General features: G+C 36.6%; 1 pseudogene. It reads left to right on the top strand.

Going from position 1 to position 2,186, the window contains the following annotated elements:
* Positions 1 to 1,893 (top strand): annotated as a pseudogene (locus CKF54_RS08100) (hypothetical protein); the annotation flags it as partial.
* Positions 1,894 to 2,186 lie beyond the last annotated feature (293 nt).

Genomic DNA, 2,186 nt, shown 5'->3' with positions numbered 1-2,186 from the left:
GGTAACGGTGATTTCAACAATGAAAGTAACGGTACAGCTACTGTTAAAGATTCAACTGTTGAAAATTACAATAACCTAAACAACAAAGGTAAAGACGACGCTACCATTGAAAATGTTACAACCACTGGTACAGGTGAAGGCGACTTCAACAACGAAAGTGCTGAAGGTAAAGCTGTAGTTAAAGACTCTACTGTTGAGAATTACAACAACCTCAACAATAAGGGTAAAGACGAAGCTACCATCCAAAACGTTACAACCACTGGTACTGGTAAAGGTGACTTCAACAATGAAAGCTCTGATGGCAAAGCTGAAGTTAAAGACTCTAAAGTTGATAACTACAACAACCTAAATAACAAAGGTGAAACTGAAGCTACCATCGATAACGTTACTACCAAAGGTTCAGGTAACGGTGATTTCAACAACGAAAGTAACGGTACTGCTACTGTTAAAGATTCAACTGTTGAAAATTACAACAACCTAAACAACAAAGGTAAAGACCAAGCTATCATTCAAAACGTTACAACAACCGGTACAGGTGAAGGCGACTTCAATAACGAAAGTTCTGAAGGTACAGCTGTAGTTCAAGATTCTAATATCCAAAACTACAACAACCTAAATAACAAGGGTAAAGAAGACGCTACAATTACTAACGTAACTACTTCTGGTACTGGTAAAGGTGACTTCAACAATGAAAGTACTGATGGTAAAGCTGTAGTTGAAGACTCTAATGTTCAAAACTACAACAACCTAAATAACAAGGGTAAAGAAGAAGCTACAATTACTAATGTAACTACTTCTGGTACTGGTAACGGTGACTTCAACAACGAAAGTTCTGAAGGTAAAGCTGTAGTTAAAGATTCTAATATCACTAACTACAACAACCTGAATAACAAAGGTGAGACTGAAGCTACCATCGACAAAGTTACAACAACCGGCTCAGGCAAAGGTGATTTCAATAACGAAAGTAATGGTACTGCTACTGTTAAAGATTCAACAATTGAAAACTACAACAACCTGAACAACAAAGGTAAAGAAGGCGCTACCCTTCAAAATGTAACAACAACTGGTACAGGTAACGGTGATCTTAATAATGAAAGTTCTAACGGAACTGCAACTATTAAAGACACTACTGCTAATAATTACAACAACCTAAACAACGATGGTGACAAAGGTTCTGTAATTGATAACCTAACTTCAGAAGGTACTGGAGAAGGTAATATCACCGCAACAAGTGCTAACGGTCCTGTAACTGTAACTAACTCTACGTTAACTAATTACAAAAACCTAGTACTTGCAGGTGAACCTATTACAGTAACTAACAACACTATTAACCTAACTGAAACAATTGTTACGGAATCAACCACAACTCCGACGATTACAGAGAATAAGGGTCAAATCTCTACAACACCTACCAATAATGGCAACTATATGTCATATAACAATATTAAGAATGATAACCCAGATCTTGTAATCCTAAATCCATTTAGAGGTGACGATGTTAATATCGATCATAAATACTCTGACTGGTTAGAAAAAGGTGATAAGATGATTGACGATGATGGTAAAGGCAAACATGGCTTACCATTTGACGCAACAGCTTATGGTTTACGTGCAGCTAATGACATTGACGTGACACTAGCAAGCACTCTTATCCAACAATGTACAGTTGATTTAGGTAACTTAATTGATAAATACCACGTATCTGAAGAAGATCGTCGTAATTTACCAATTGGAGCAATTATTAGTAAGTACAGCTTCTCAAGTGATGATGCTTCAAGCTTAAGAACATCATGTGAGAATAATCCAAACTTACTCAAATCTAGATTACTAGAAAGTGTGATGCCAAAAACTCCTGTAGGAGGTGCTGGCGGTGCTGGCGGCCCACACAGATAATAATCTTTCATAAAACCAAAGTAGAAATACTTTGCCTCCTTATTGAAGAGTAACCCTGCGGGGTTACTCTTTTTATTTTGCTCAAAATTTCCTTGATCTATCCCAGATATCCAGATAACTTAGGGATTCCCGAACAAAGAAGAAGCTAATGGTTAAATATCATTAAATTTCTTACCTTTACATTAAGTCAACAATCGATTTAAAGAAGGGCAGTCTGCCCTGCTAGAAATCGAGGTAACCTAATGTTATTTAGTAATTTATTTAGAAGAAAATGATCAATTTCGGGAATCCCT

Origin of the sequence: Psittacicella hinzii (genome assembly GCF_003585885.1) — a bacterium.
In the GTDB taxonomy this organism is placed as follows: domain Bacteria; phylum Pseudomonadota; class Gammaproteobacteria; order Enterobacterales; family Psittacicellaceae; genus Psittacicella.
Note: the sequence above shows the minus strand (reverse complement) of the source record. Positions and strands in the feature narration are given on the sequence as shown.